General features: G+C 46.1%; 13 protein-coding genes. 8 read left to right on the top strand and 5 right to left on the bottom strand.

Translation table 11 applies throughout. The annotated features are described in order from the left end of the window. Positions 1-41 precede the first annotated feature (41 nt). Positions 42-308, top strand: a complete 267-nt coding sequence (locus AC5V8P_RS06700; RefSeq protein ID WP_081276740.1) for a helix-turn-helix transcriptional regulator — start codon at positions 42-44, stop codon at positions 306-308. 76 nt (positions 309-384) lie between these two features. Continuing rightward, a complete protein-coding gene (locus tag AC5V8P_RS06695) occupies positions 385-1,239 on the top strand; it encodes an SDR family oxidoreductase (protein ID WP_064795914.1) in 855 nt (284 codons plus the stop codon). Between the two features lie 296 nt (positions 1,240-1,535). Here AC5V8P_RS06695 and AC5V8P_RS06690 read toward each other — a convergent pair whose 3' ends face one another. Then, the gene (locus AC5V8P_RS06690) at positions 1,536-2,189 is read right to left on the bottom strand and encodes a GntR family transcriptional regulator (RefSeq protein WP_064795913.1); all 654 of its coding nucleotides are present in this window, start codon (positions 2,187-2,189) and stop codon (positions 1,536-1,538) included. Between the two features lie 159 nt (positions 2,190-2,348). On the opposite strand from AC5V8P_RS06690, the gene uxuA reads away from it, so the two are divergent. From uxuA to AC5V8P_RS06665, 5 genes are all read left to right on the top strand, one after another. Further along, entirely contained in the window at positions 2,349-3,425 is a 1,077-nt protein-coding gene (gene uxuA / locus AC5V8P_RS06685) for a mannonate dehydratase (protein ID WP_064795912.1), read from the top strand. Positions 3,426-3,982: 557 nt separating this feature from the next. Continuing rightward, positions 3,983-5,191: an MFS transporter gene (locus tag AC5V8P_RS06680; protein ID WP_064795911.1), complete on the top strand. Its 1,209-nt coding sequence runs from the start codon at positions 3,983-3,985 to the stop codon at positions 5,189-5,191. 251 nt (positions 5,192-5,442) lie between these two features. Continuing rightward, positions 5,443-6,681 carry an aspartate aminotransferase family protein gene (locus AC5V8P_RS06675; protein WP_063211056.1) on the top strand — a complete coding sequence of 413 codons (1,239 nt, stop codon included), beginning with the start codon at positions 5,443-5,445 and terminating at the stop codon, positions 6,679-6,681. A 34-nt stretch (positions 6,682-6,715) separates the two neighbouring features. Further along, positions 6,716-7,765: a 2-amino-2-deoxy-D-mannitol dehydrogenase GutB1 gene (gene gutB1, locus AC5V8P_RS06670; RefSeq protein WP_064795910.1), complete on the top strand. Its 1,050-nt coding sequence runs from the start codon at positions 6,716-6,718 to the stop codon at positions 7,763-7,765. Between the two features lie 29 nt (positions 7,766-7,794). After that, positions 7,795-8,523 (top strand): HAD family hydrolase, encoded by a 729-nt coding sequence (locus AC5V8P_RS06665; protein ID WP_081276739.1) that lies wholly within the window; start codon positions 7,795-7,797, stop codon positions 8,521-8,523. A 339-nt stretch (positions 8,524-8,862) separates the two neighbouring features. Here the strand turns inward: AC5V8P_RS06665 and AC5V8P_RS06660 are convergent, their stop codons facing one another. Together AC5V8P_RS06660 and AC5V8P_RS06655 are read right to left on the bottom strand one after the other, a co-directional pair. After that, the gene (locus tag AC5V8P_RS06660) at positions 8,863-9,474 is read right to left on the bottom strand and encodes a DUF1349 domain-containing protein (protein ID WP_064795909.1); all 612 of its coding nucleotides are present in this window, start codon (positions 9,472-9,474) and stop codon (positions 8,863-8,865) included. 127 nt (positions 9,475-9,601) lie between these two features. Next, complete coding sequence (locus AC5V8P_RS06655; RefSeq protein WP_064795908.1) at positions 9,602-10,156, bottom strand: GNAT family N-acetyltransferase; 555 nt, start codon at positions 10,154-10,156, stop codon at positions 9,602-9,604. A 276-nt stretch (positions 10,157-10,432) separates the two neighbouring features. Between AC5V8P_RS06655 and AC5V8P_RS06650 the strand changes: the two genes are divergently transcribed. Then, complete coding sequence (locus AC5V8P_RS06650; protein ID WP_064795907.1) at positions 10,433-11,254, top strand: AraC family transcriptional regulator; 822 nt, start codon at positions 10,433-10,435, stop codon at positions 11,252-11,254. A 36-nt stretch (positions 11,255-11,290) separates the two neighbouring features. Here AC5V8P_RS06650 and AC5V8P_RS06645 read toward each other — a convergent pair whose 3' ends face one another. Both AC5V8P_RS06645 and AC5V8P_RS06640 read right to left on the bottom strand, forming a co-directional pair. After that, positions 11,291-12,295, bottom strand: coding sequence for an aldo/keto reductase (locus tag AC5V8P_RS06645; protein WP_064795925.1), 1,005 nt, complete (start codon positions 12,293-12,295; stop codon positions 11,291-11,293). Positions 12,296-12,537: 242 nt separating this feature from the next. Then, positions 12,538-13,369 (bottom strand): cellulase family glycosylhydrolase (locus AC5V8P_RS06640; protein ID WP_495473584.1); only part of this gene is annotated, 832 nt, incomplete at its 5' end.

Here is a 13,369-nt window from a genome sequence, read left to right as displayed (position 1 = left end):
AATCCGTCCAAAGGGCATCCTCAGGCGGTAATTCGTCCCCTATTGTAATAAAGATCCGGTCGACTCTAAGTTGCGACTTTCGAGCTAAGATCAAAAACCCGATCACCACAATCAAAGATATCGCCAAGTCGTTTTACATATCCAAATATTATTTATGCCATCGTTTTAAAGAAGTCACGGGACTTACGATTATTCAATATTTAAATCATATTAAGATTCAACAGGCTTGCTACTTGCTGATCCACACAAAGTTAACGATAATTGAGATTGGTAACGAATGTGGCTTTAACTCGTCAATGTGCTTTTAGGCTAAAATTATGGCAGCTTGTGAAACGTGTATAAGCGTAATACGGATTTATATTCCAACGAAAAGAGGGATGCCAAATGACTAGTCTTCCCCTGCATCCGGCTTTGTCCGGAAAAATAGTTGTGGTAACCGGCGGTTCCGGTGTGCTGTGCAGTTCCATGGCCAAGGAGCTTGCCCGTCAGGGTGCCAAGGTCGCCATTTTGAACCGTACTGTTGACAAGGGCGATTTGGTAGCAAAAGAAATCTGTGAGCGTGGCGGAGAATCTATCGCGGTTGCCTGTGATGTGACCGATGTTGAAAGCATGAAACAGGCTGAGGAAACGGTCAGCCGTCTGCTTGGTCCGTGCGATATTTTAATCAATGGAGCAGGCGGCAACCACCCAAGTGCGAATACGAGTCTGGAAACGTTTCATCTAAAAGATCTGGACCAGTCTGACATTACTACATTTTTCGATCTCAGCGTGCCTGGCTTCCGTCATGTGCTTGATTTAAATTTTATCGGGACTTTAATTCCAACACAGGTTTTTTCTAAAGGCATGATCGGACGACCTGGCGCTGTGGTCCTTAACATATCCTCCATGAGCGCTCCCAGCCCGATGACCAAGGTTCCCGCTTACAGCGCTGCCAAAGCTGCTATCAACAACTTCACCCAGTGGCTGGCCGTACATCTAGCCGAATCTGGCATTCGGGTGAATGCCATTGCCCCCGGATTTTTCCTGACAGAACAAAATCGGCAATTGCTGACCAACGAGGACGGCTCGCTTACTGAGCGCTCGGCCAAGATCATTGCCCACACTCCGATGCGTCGTTTCGGTGAACCTGAAGATCTCCTCGGAACGCTGCTTTGGCTGGCCGATGAAACCACCTCTGGTTTTGTGACCGGAGCAGTTATTCCTGTAGATGGCGGTTTCATGGCCTATTCAGGGGTATAGATCCTGCATGCTCAAGCCCTTGCCCTTCTATTTTACAATTATGAAGCGGCAAGGGATTTATTGTGCCAACAACGCGCGTGTGTACCCTGCATTCTTTCAGCTCTAGCTACAATAAAGTTGTTTAATTTATCATATCCACTTATGCGTATATTCAAGGAGCATTCTATCTATCTTGTATACAAGATCACGAATGCTGATGAAAATTCCACCAATCCATTCAATTCCCCCAACTCGTTGAAACCGTGCGCATGAGTTAACCACTTTTCAATATTTATAAATTATTTGAAGGAGCAACGTCATTTCTTAATATAGTCAGCGAACTGCCGGAGAAATTCGAGAGAATGCATATCCTTTCTAAGGTGATGGTGAATCAGATCATCCATTTTGCTTGTCTCGTGATTCAACATATACTTCAGCATAGATTGGTGTTCATGCCAGATTTCCATCAGCTTTCCTGTTCCCAGCATGTGAAGCTTGCGATATCTGATATAGTGAACATTTGAATGCTGAATCAACTGCCAAAGAAACTCCCGGCTCACCAGTTGGAACATAGTATGGTGGAACTCATCGTCCAAAATAAGAAATTGATCCGTAGCATGATCTTCATCAATAACAGCCTTCTGTCTGTCCAGAATTTCGCTCAGCTTCTGTATATCGCTTAATGCAACTTGCGTAGAAAGCTCCCTCATAATCTCTTTTTCCAGTGCGCTTCTCAAGTAGCTCATTTGTTCTACGGACTCCAGATCAATGTAAGAGACAACGTTCCCCTTCTTGGGATAAATATCAATGTAAGCTTCCAGTGCAAGCTGCTTCAAAACATCGCGCAGCGGGGTTCTGGACAACTGAAAACGTTCCGATAAGGTCGTCTCGCTGAGCAAAGTCCCCGGCTTTAAGGTCAACGACAAAATATCATTTTTAAGAAGCTGCTTGATTTCTTCCTTCGTAAACATATCATTCCTGCCTTCACTTTATAAATCTGGTTTTATTATAAAACATTTTAGCGTGATAAACTCTTTTTAAATGTTCATTGACAAGGGCAAACTTTGTACTTTATGATCAAAGCAATCTTGTATACAAGATGAATCGATAAGATTAGGGAGGGTATCGTTATGAACATGACCTGGAGATGGTATGGGGAAGGCAACGACAATATTACACTGGACCATATCCGGCAAATTCCGGGGGTTATGGGCATTGTCTGGTCATTACATGAGAAGGTCGCTGGTGAAGTATGGGAAATGGAGCGAATTGAAGAGGTAGCTGATCAGATTACAAGCAAGGGCTTTAGTACGGCGGTCGTAGAAAGTGTAAATGTCCACGATGATATCAAAATCGGCTTGCCATCCCGCGATCAATATATTGACATTTATATCGACACCATTCGCAAATTGGCCAAAGTGGGCGTCAAGGTGATTTGCTATAACTTTATGCCTGTCTTTGACTGGACCAGAACGGAGCTGTATAGAGAGTTGCCTGACGGCTCCAACGCTCTCTTTTATGAAAAGGCTGCCATTACCGATAATCCCCACCAAATGGTGGATCGGATTCTTAAGGGAGCCGGGAAGTTCACAATGCCGGGGTGGGAGCCGGAACGGTTGGCAAGACTGGATGAGCTGTTTGCTGCTTATGCGGATGTCACCGAAGACAAGCTATTTGACAACCTAAAGTATTTTCTTGAGCGCATCATCCCGGTCTGCGAGGAGACTGACATCAAGATGGCCATTCATCCTGACGATCCGGCATGGCCTATCTTCGGGTTACCAAGAATTGTCCGGAGTCGTGAGACCATCGGGCGTATCCTGGATGCAGTGAACAGTCCTTATAATGGTCTAACCTTCTGTACAGGCTCACTAGGGACCAATCCTGAGAATGATTTGCCAGCTATGATTCGGGAATTCCATGATCGTATTCATTTTGCACATATTCGCAATGTTAGAGTGTTTGAGAATGGCGATTTTATTGAAGTGTCACACCGCAGAAAGGACGGAAGCGTCAATATACCAGAAGTAGTAAAAGCTTATTATGAAAGCGGATTCCAGGGATATGTACGCCCTGATCACGGCAGACATCTATGGGGGGAGGAAAAGAATTGTCGACCAGGCTATGGTTTGTATGACCGTGCACTTGGAGTCATGTACTTGCTTGGTGTCTGGGATAGTCTCGCTCAAGGCAAGAGAGTAAAATAGATGCTTCAATTGCTCCCACTAACGGCGATCTGCTAAAAAATAGTATTACTATCGTCAGGAGTGGACTCGTAAAGTCCTTGATGATATTCACACCACCCTTCCTTACAGGCACAGTCTGCTTTTCGGGAGCTGGGATTAGCCGACATGGAGATGATCGTTACCTCCAGGCAACGTTACGGCTCCCTTTGTCACTGATGAGGTTAGCAAGTATTTGGTGTTTTGGTTTCAGTACATTGCAACTTTTCCTTCCAAACGTATGAAATATCCCCTCCAATGTTTTTTAATCAACCGTTCATTTGAAGTATGAATCAATGTCTAAATCGAAGTCAATTGTACGAAAGTACAGGCGAATAATCTATCTTTCCTATCATAACCCTGATAGTCATCCTCAAAATAAAAATGATATGTATCACAGTTCATGAAGCATATTACTAAGAGTATAGCTATTTATTTTTACATTTTCTGTTGAATTTTGTATATACTTTTCCAGAGTGATGGTATATTCTAGTAAAAACGATGCTCATATAAAAAAATATGACCTTATGGAGGGACAGGCCTTGAAGAGACTTTTTGCTTTAAGTTGTGCTTTCTATCTATTAATCGGCGTCACCAGCGTCGTGCTTGGGGCATTACTGCCGACTTTGCTGCCTCACTATGGACGGGGATACAGCGATGGTGGATTACTGCTGTTCTTGCAGTTTTTCGGCTTTCTTGTCGGCGTTCTGCTCACTCCCTTCATGGCTCTACATATGGGCCGCAAGTCCATGCTTGCTATTGCCTTGGGGAGTATTGTCATCGCATGTACTATCTTGGGTGTACTGCCCTCATGGAATTGGGTCATCGTAATGGCCATCTGCATTGGCTTCGGCTCAGGCATTATTGAATCATCCATCGGAGCGTTTACAATTGAGTTTACGGAGGAACAAAAAGCCGTGGCCATGTCCAAGCTGGATGTCTATTTTGCACTTGGTGCACTGCTTATGCCTGCCATCGTTAGCCTATATATCTGGTTTGGAATATGGAATCTAACTTTTTACACCATCTCCTTTCTTACTTTTATCCTATTGCTATTTTGGCTTACCATGCCTGTTTCCGCCTCCACTCACCTCACCCAAGCAGACATACGAACTACTGAGCGTTCAGTTGAACAAGCTCGTTACTCAGGACAGCACCGTGTATTGCTAGTAATCTTCATTATTTTCTTCTTTGTTTATATGGGTCTTGAACTGGGGCTCATGAACTTCCTACCTTCTATTCTGACAGAAACGCTACAACTTCAGGGATCTGTTGCCTCGCTAGGTGTCAGCGTGCTTTGGATTGCAATGATCATTGGTCGTATGTTCTCAGGAAAGATTGCAGAATCAGCAGGATATATTCCTTATCTGTTATGGAGTGCAATTGGAACTTTCTGTTTTCTGGTTTCCATGGTGTTTATATCCAGCCAATGGGTTACATACCTTCTCATTTTTGGTGCAGGCATATTCATGTCTGGCCTCTTCTGTATCGCGCTTGTCTACGCCAACGTACTGATTCCAGGAATGACCGAACGGACGACCAGCATTCTGATTGCGTCAGGCGGAATTGGCGGATCGGTGCTTCAATATGTTATAGGCTGGAGCATGAGCGAATGGCCGGTGGCGGCTAGCCTCTGGATTTTAGGAGGGTTTACTCTGATTTTGCTGCTGGCACTTATTCTCACGCATCTGTGGAACAATCGGGGTAGCCGAGTAGTTGATTCACTTGTCCATCAGAGCAAGGAAGGATGACATCGCTTAGTTCTTAGGGGAGGTGAGGCCTATCGCATTTTTGCTTTTCGGGCTGATTCTGTTACTGCGGTTATCTCTCATATCTGTGAAATCGCAGAAGCACCAGATTGTGCTCCCTTGCCCATGAGGGCGAGGAAGATAAACTTCTTATTTGGGGAGGTGAGTTCAGCCGCGTGATGCTCTAATAGGGTGGTACACTTTTATAAGATGACTTAATAAGAATCTATATTCTGATATGGAGGGGAAATATCGTGCATACGTTAACCAAAGAACGTTTCAGATATGGTAAAGGCATTACTCTGATTGACGATTCGGGCAAGGAGTATTTGGATGGCGTATCCGGCACCTTCAACTTGTCGCTCGGTTATAACCACCCTCATGTCGTCGCAAAAGTACAGGAGCAGGTCGGCAATCTTGCTCACATGTCTTCGTCTTTTACAGAGCCTTATGTCGAAGAAGTCCTAGATCATCTAATCCAGTACGCCCCGAACGGTATCGACGCTGGGTGGATGAGAGATATTACCGGCTCCACAGCGAACGAATGTGCTGTGAAACTGGCCCAGAAATATACCGGAGCTACCGATATCATCAGCTTGCATCTGTCACATCATGGACAAACCCAATTCGCAACAGGCATTTCCGGCAATGCCTTCCGCCGGAAAAACTTTCCTAACTCAACTGCAGCAAACTCTCTGCATGTGCCTGCCCCCTACTGCTATCGCTGTCCCTTTAATTCTTCACCAGACAAGTGTGGTCATCATTGTATTGACGCCATATCAGACGCCATTGAGTATGCAAGCTCAGGGTCTGTGGCCTGCATGATTATCGAGCCCATTCTGGGCAACGGAGGTAATATCATCCCGCCTCCAGGATATTTCAAGCGCCTCCGTCAGCTATGCGACGAGCACGGAATGATTCTGATTGCTGACGAAGTGCAGACCGGAATTGGGCGGACAGGTTACATGTTCGCAAGTGAGCTGTTTGACATCCAACCGGATATCATTACACTCGCCAAAGGTCTGGGTGGCATCGGTGTCCCGGTTGCAGCGGTCTTGATGCAGTCTCGTCTTGATGTCCTGGAGAAGCACGAGCATTCCTTTACCTCGGGCAGCAATCTGATCTCGGTCACGGCAGCCAAATCCACGCTGGAGGTTGTAACCGAACCCGGTTTTATGGAAGCCGTCCGGTCCAAAGGAGACCTGCTTGGATCCCTGCTGACGGAGATGGCCGACAAGCATGATTGCATTGGTGAGGCTCGTGGCGTCGGACTAATGTGGGGACTGGAAATTGTAGATGAGGACGATGCCCCGGATGCAGTGAAAAGCAATGGGATTATCGATCGTGCATTTGAGGAACAGCAATTAATTCTCAGAGGTTCCCGTTACGGTTATGGCAATGTGGTCAAAGTGAGACCTTCTCTCACGGCTACAGAAGATGAGATTGTCGAAATTGTTAAACGGCTTGATGCCGTTCTTTCTACCCTTCACTAACGATCTGCCCAATAGGCAAAAGGAGGAATTATTCATGCTTGCACTAGTATACAAATCAGCTTGGGATGTCGCACTTGAGGAAAGACCGATCCCGGAGATTAAAAAGGATAACGATGTACTCGTCCGGATTCGGGCGACAGGCGTATGCGGTACGGATCTAGGTATCATTAGTGGCAAATATCATGCCGTGCCATCCACGATCTTGGGCCACGAATCAGCCGGGGATGTTGTCGCTGTAGGATCAGCCGTCAGTTCACTCAAGCCTGGGGACCGGGTGGTGATTGATCCAACATACTACTGCGGTCAATGTGAAATGTGCCGGACAGGAAGACAAAATCATTGCACCCACAAATCCGTAACAGAGACCGGAGTCAGCGCCGACGGTACGTTCACCGATTACTATGTGACTGAGGACCGTTTTTTGTACAAGCTGAAGGACCATATCAGCTATGAAGAAGCGACGCTGACCGAACCGCTGAGTTGTATGCTGACCGGAATCAACCAGATTCACCTGCTGCCGAACTTTACCACTGTTATTATAGGCGCAGGTCCGATCGGGATTCTGTACAGCTATGCTCTTGCTTCGAAAGGCGTGACTGGTTGCCTTGTGGACATCTCAGAGGAACGGCTCGCTATTGCGGATTCTATTGCCCCCGAACGTTGGTCCGCGCATGCCACGCTGGAAGCGGCCATTCATAAGCTGGCTCCGGAAAAAAAACAGGTGGACATGATTGTGGATACCACAGGAGTGGTCGGCACTGAGGTACTAAGTCAGCTTGCGAGCGGCGGGTATTTGATGCTGGTAGGGCTGAGAGATGGTGTAAGCTCGTTTAATCCGAAAGAGGTAGTTGACCGTAGCCTTAAAATCATCGGCTCGATTGATTCTCTGGGCACGTTCTCCACGGCACATTACCTGATTGAGCAGCAAATCATTCCTGCCAAAAAAATCATAACCCACTCGTATCCGCTTGATGACTTCCATGAAGCCTTTAAGACACTTGGATGCAATATCAGTGAGCGGACACTTCAGCCTTCATCCCAGGCAATCAAGATTGTGCTGCAATCAAATGGCTCCGGCAACTAAATTAGCCACTAACAAGGGGGAGAATGGACATGACGAGCATTCATCATGTTACACCGACGGATAATGAATGCACAGGAGATCTATCAGCGTCCGTTCCGGTCAAAGCGGTCATTTTCGACATGGACGGGGTGTTAGTAGACAGCGAACCGATTTACTTTGAGGTTGAACGCAGCTCCTTTGCCCATTTCGGTGCGCCTATGACGGAAGAAGAGCATCACACTTATGTCGGAGTGACACTCGAATCCATGTGGCGGCAAGTGCTGGACAAACACCAACTCACTAATACATTGGAAGAGGCACTTGCCTTTCACCGAAAAAATGTGATGCAGACTATAACAGCACATGAGGGCCTGACGGCGATCGACGGACTGGAACGGTGGCTGAACTGGCTACAGGAAAAAGGAATTCCGGTTGCCGTAGCCTCTTCCTCTCCACGGGCGCTGATTGACCTCATCATGGAAAAAACGGGACTTGGCCGTTACTTTGATATTCGAATCACCGGAGAAGAGGTATCCCAGGGTAAACCGGCTCCAGACATCTTCCTATATGCCGCCGAACTGCTCGGCATAGCCCCGGTCCATTGCATTGTTATTGAGGATTCGCGGAACGGTGTGCATGCAGCCAAGAGTGCTGGCATGCGCTGCATTGGTTTGCACAACCCAGGCTCGGGTCAGCAGGATTTGTCTAAGGCTGATCACCGTATTTTCAGCTACGATGATCTGTGGGTACTTAGAGAGAGCTTGCCATTCGAAGAATAGTCGCTTGCCCTCTACACATCTTTTAAATTCTTTACAATGGTTGAGGACATATATAATTATGCCCCATAGAGTACACAGTAGAGTGTGTCATTTACACTACCCTGTGTGTACCCTATGGGGCATACTTTTCATCAAATCAGCCCTGTTGAACCGAACAGGTTACGGCTCCCCCGCCTCACTCTTCGATTATTTTTTAACCTCATGCCTCTTACGAAAAACTGAACTTAGACATGACGCAATCGGAATTTTAATGGTATGTATTTTTATTATGTCTAGTAGCAATTTTCCAATTGGGCCATAGGATATCCATAATATTCTGATCAGCTGTACATTCGTTCTTCAATGATGTTCTACAGGAGGATCACTATGAAGGTCTTGGTCCCGCTCTGTAAAGTGCCAGCGAGTAAAGGTAACCTCAAAGCCCTCACGAGTTGGCGAACAGGTATATGGACCTGCCTGATTTCCAGTGGTGTAGGGAAAACGTGCCACACGAATCGTTCGCCATCCGTGATTCTCCGTCCGTGCGCGAATAACCACAGCATCCCTGATGATGGAAGCGCGGAGGGTGACTTCTTCACCGACCCACTCCGGCACAGCCGCAAGTGACCAGTCAGAATATCCAGCGGTTACGACTGTTGAAAGCTGAGGAATGCCATCATTGATTTCTATCCCCGCTTTAATCCATTGCTCCGGGCCATTGTATAATAAAATACCTGCCTGATCGTAAAGCTCCGTAAATGATGCGAGTTGAAACGACACTTCCACCGCCGTGTTGTTATTCCAATCTGATAATAAAGCGGACCCATCCTCAAATTCAAAACCATATAATGTCTTTTTCCAAAAATCTCTCCCCTTTTCAGGCGCAACCTTAAGGAAGTCTCCTTCCTTCCGGGCATATAAAGGTGAATTGATCCAATTCCCTTCCTCCCATTCCATTCTCTTTTTAGTCATGTTATTGCCCTCCTCTATTCAAATAAATGTGTGTCGTAATGTCCTTAGTATAGATGATCGGGGGGATATCTTAAAGAAGCCGTCAATATTTCTGTCTTATTAAGTATATTCTGAGAGTAATCACTTGTTAATCAAGCATCAGATACCAATAGATCGCGATTTCGTCACTTTCTTTATCTAGGCCTCTATAAACATAGGAATCGAACCCACCGATGACAAAACCGCAACTTTCATAAAATTTACATGCCCGAACATTATTGTTTTGTGTCTCCAGCATGATTCCTGGCATTCTGCCATCCCTCGCCCAGCGTTTAGCCTGTTCGATTAGTTTCTTACCAATACCGAAGCCTCTATATAGCTTGTCGACTTTGATATCTTCCACATATGCATATTTGTTCCAGTTCCTTTTCAGAACAATTTGACCCGCGACTTGATTGTTTACGAGTGCTAAATATATGATTTGGTTGGGATTACCGATATAGTTCGAATAGTCCTGAGCGATGTCTTCTTTAAACTGATCATCATCGTAGTTTTTTTTACTAAAAGGCCTTTCCTTCACCGTATATTCGATTCGCTGTCCCGTAAATTGCAAGACAAGGATAGAATCCACGATAAAGCTGCCATCAAGATTTGTACCCCACTCATCGTCCTCAGCCTTCAGTTCTCTGACTACAATATCCAAGTTCGTATTCGTCCTCCTATGGTTTTAAAAGTTGCAAATTAAGATTGGAACACTTCCTCCATCTTGAAGCAAAATCAAGCTGCATCAATGCTGCATGATCCTTCTCACCTGCATCAGTTTAACACTGTTCCGTTCTAACCATTATAACAAAGTTTCGTCTAACATCTTCGCGAAGTATTTTGCAGCCTCCATAAAACTCTTCAAGTAACACATTTCACAAGTGACTTTCAAAAGATCATATGTCATGATGTAATATCATAGGGGGCAAGCAATCAGATGGATATTCGTTACGGTTATCACGGCAAACAAATTTGTGAACCCAGCTACTCTTGGGGGCCCGGTATCAAAGGGCAATATAAAATCATGTTTATCCACGCGGGCAAAGGCGTTTACCAGATTGACGGAAAGACTTTTCATCTTCAACAAGGCGAAGGCTTTATTGTATACGACAACATTCTTTGTTACATGGAAGCGGACCAGACCGATCCTTGGATTTATTCTTGGATTGCCTTTTCGGGTAACGAGGTTATATCTTTATTGGAGCGGGCGCACATTTCTCCTCATCATCCCGTATTCAGGTACGCTCCGTTGTTTTGGTTTGATTCTTATTTGGATGAATTTACTGCCTGTAACGAGAACCACAGTACTTGTGAGCTGCGAAGGCAGAGCATTTTGTTCAGGTTACTCGCCGATTGGATCGAAATGTTGGTCGCTACGAGTCAGCTACTGCCCGAGGTAAAGCCCAAGGACACCTACATCCGTAAAGCGGTCGAGTTTATTCGAATGAACTATAACCAAAGAGTTGCCATTTCCGAGGTCGCACACATGGTTGGGATTGATCGTGTCTATCTGTCCATTCTTTTCAAAGAAATTCTTAATGTTTCCCCACAACAATACTTGTTAAACCTCCGGATGGACAAAGCAGGTGATCTACTGAGCAATTCGCAGCTGTCCATCGCGGAAGTCTCCTATTCTGTTGGCTACAACGACCCGTTGCTATTCTCCAAAATGTTTAAAAAAGTGAAGGGACTTTCTCCATCACACTTTCGTGCTAAGCTTAAAAGAGATAGTTCAATTGTTCTTTCAAGACTCGACTGATTTGCCCGTATACCGGTTCGTATTATTGCTATAACATTACCAGGGGATATCCCCGATCTTATGCATAACGTGATCAATCTCTTGAAGATCCGCTGCCGATAGCGGTTCCGCGTGTACTGCTTGCATATTTTCCTCGATTTGACCTACACGGCTTGCACCGATTAGCACCGAATCCACACCGCCTTCGCGCAGCGCCCATGTCAACGCCATTTGCGGCAACGTTTGACCCCGGCGCTTCGCGATGGCCTCCAGCGCACGGAATTTGTTGATCCGCTCCTGAGATACGGCCTCTGGTTTCAACGTGCGCAGGCCTGTTTTAAACTCAGTTTCCAGCTTATCGATGTATTTTCCCGTCAACTGTCCGCGACCAAGCGGGCAGAAAGCCACTGATCCGGCTCCCACGTCAGCCAGTACGTCCTGAAGTCCGTTCTCAATCCACCGGTTCAGCATCGAATACATAGGCTGGTGGACGAGCAGCGGTGTACCAAGGTTTTTAAGGATCACAGCTGCTTGCTTCGTCTCCTCCGGTCCGTAATTGGACAAACCAACATACAGTGCTTTGCCTGACTTCACAGCATGAGCGAGCGCTCCCATCGACTCCTCTAACGGGGTACCGCTATCAGGACGATGATGGTAAAAGACATCGACGTAGTCGAGTCCCATCCGCTGAAGGCTACGGTCCAGGCTTGCAAGCAGGTTTTTTCTCGATCCCCACTCACCGTACGGACCAGGCCACATATAGAAGCCAGCTTTAGTGGAAATAAACAGCTCATCCCGATAAGATGCGAGGTCCTTTTTTAAAACGTTTCCAAAGGTCTCCTCAGCGGATCCTGGAGGCGGGCCGTAATTGTTCGCCAAATCAAAGTGCGTGACACCTAGATCGAAGGCGCGTAATATCATTGCACGAATATCCTCAAACGGTTTGTCCCCTCCGAAATTCTGCCACAAACCAAGCGAAACAGCCGGGAGCTTGACGCCGCTCCGTCCAATCCGCCGATATTTCATTTGTTCGTATCGATTCTCTTGTGCGATATAAGTCACTGACTTCATCCTTTCTTATCCTAGCAAAATACTAACCTTAGGCAGCTCAAGTATATCTAACAATTCTTATGTAATGGAATGTCACTGTGATGAAAGTGCATGTCATAATGTTATTACGTCACTACTTTATTGAATCACTCAACTGCCACTCCTCTCATTCCCCTACCCTCAAATAACTTAGTTGAAAGGAGAAATCCCGGGATGGAGATGAGGTCCTTCAACCCGGGAAGCTTAGGAATGCGTTATTGAAGCGTCACGTTGTCAACATAAACGGCTGACTTACCGCTGCTGTTCTCGGAGGTCAGGAATTGTACGCCGATTTCCCTAACATCGTCAAGATTAGGTACTGATGCAAGGTTAATCGACAGTGTCGTACCTCCAGAAGAATTAATCTTGACGACTTTGCCTGCATTCCAAACCCAATTAGGACCTGTCTTAACATAAATTTTGGCGTAGATTCCCTCACCTGCGGAGTCCCAAGATGCATGCTTGACGGTCGCATTTAATGTTGTCTTCCCACTAAGGTTGCGTTTTTGTGAGAGAAGCAGGGAGTGCTGGGAATTCGCAGACATATTGATATCCGCTTTAAGAGAATTACTGCCCTTAGATGACCACTCATTCACGCTCCATGGACCATCGAATATATTCGAACCGGTCCAGCCCTGCGTACTACCCTCGAAGTCATATAATGTGTTCGCACTACTACCACCACAAGCTGTATTCTGTCTCCACTCTGCGTACGGAGCGTGCCCAGCTAGAATGCTTTTCAGATAGTTACCACCTGCTGTGAGACTCCCGTTCGCGTTGAAAATACTGGCACCTTCTGCCTTGTCATTGATCGCCCAGTTGGCCCATGACAGGTTATTCTGGTTCATCCAGTCAAGCCATTGGTTCGTGGAATCGTAATTAATACCGCCGTCGCCATCCGCATTAACAAAGCCCATCTCGGTAACAAACAGCGGGATGCCCTTGCTCATTGCGTAGTTGGCTTTGTCCCGGAGCGACTGAAAATGAGATCCAGCGTAAAAGTGTAATGTATAGGCAATATTCCCGGAGGAAGTAATGGGATCGTTC

This window comes from Paenibacillus sp. N119s, from assembly GCF_059447605.1.
The sequence above is the reverse complement of the archived record's forward strand: the minus strand, read 5'-3'. Positions and strand labels throughout refer to the sequence as shown.

Coding starts and splice junctions, on each gene's coding strand:
- uxuA (WP_064795912.1), top strand. CDS start 2,349: ATGAACATGACCTGGAGATGGTATGGGGAAGGCAACGACAATATTACA.
- AC5V8P_RS06650 (WP_064795907.1), top strand. CDS start 10,433: ATGGATATTCGTTACGGTTATCACGGCAAACAAATTTGTGAACCCAGC.
- AC5V8P_RS06695 (WP_064795914.1), top strand. CDS start 385: ATGACTAGTCTTCCCCTGCATCCGGCTTTGTCCGGAAAAATAGTTGTG.
- gutB1 (WP_064795910.1), top strand. CDS start 6,716: ATGCTTGCACTAGTATACAAATCAGCTTGGGATGTCGCACTTGAGGAA.
- AC5V8P_RS06690 (WP_064795913.1), bottom strand. CDS start 2,189: ATGTTTACGAAGGAAGAAATCAAGCAGCTTCTTAAAAATGATATTTTG.
- AC5V8P_RS06665 (WP_081276739.1), top strand. CDS start 7,795: ATGACGAGCATTCATCATGTTACACCGACGGATAATGAATGCACAGGA.
- AC5V8P_RS06660 (WP_064795909.1), bottom strand. CDS start 9,474: ATGACTAAAAAGAGAATGGAATGGGAGGAAGGGAATTGGATCAATTCA.